Annotated in this window: 1 protein-coding gene; it reads right to left on the minus strand. The window is 49.2% G+C overall.

Annotation, left to right across the window (positions count from 1 at the left end):
- Positions 1-87: 87 nt before the first annotated feature.
- Positions 88-489: a conjugal transfer transcriptional regulator TraJ gene (gene traJ, locus AXE65_RS11275; protein WP_068392399.1), complete on the minus strand. Its 402-nt coding sequence runs from the start codon at positions 487-489 to the stop codon at positions 88-90.
- Positions 490-599: the final 110 nt, after the last annotated feature.

Below are 599 nucleotides of genomic sequence, written 5' to 3' on the forward strand. Positions count from 1 at the left end.
GGTTTTTGCTTTGATCGTCGGTAATGTAATTAACCAATCCGGCAAAGCTCGATTTAGCCAGCGAGTGCATCGCAATATGCTTGGCAATCATGCTGTTAAGCCCTTGCCTGCTGATACCAACTTAATCAGCTTGCGCAACTCTGCAAGGGTGCCTTCAATCCGGTGCAGCAGCCGGTTAATCTGGTCTGTACCAAACCGCGCGGTGCGTGCGTCATTATCCAGCCACAACTTTTGCAAATTACCCAAGCGGGCTAAATCGCTATTGATGCGCACTAATTCGAGCACGGCTTTTTTATCCATCACAGAGTGCAGCGGATAACCCATAGCGACTTCTCGCAAATACCTTGCCGTGCTCATGCCAGCTTGTTTGGCGTTAGCTTCAATAATGGCCGCTTCATCATCCAAAACGGGCACACGCAAATGCTTACGGCGTTTGGCGCGTATTGCATTAACTGACGACGCATTGTCGGTTTCTTCCCTTGGTGTCATATCGCTTTTAACCGCTTTTAAGCCTCGCAGAGCAGGATGCCCGTTGAGCACAAAGTGCGAATAAGGGAGGTGAAGTTAGATAAGCGGCTTGCCGATTAGCTAACTTCACA

The organism is Ventosimonas gracilis (assembly GCF_001580025.1).
Classification (GTDB): Bacteria; Pseudomonadota; Gammaproteobacteria; order Pseudomonadales; family Pseudomonadaceae; genus Ventosimonas; species Ventosimonas gracilis.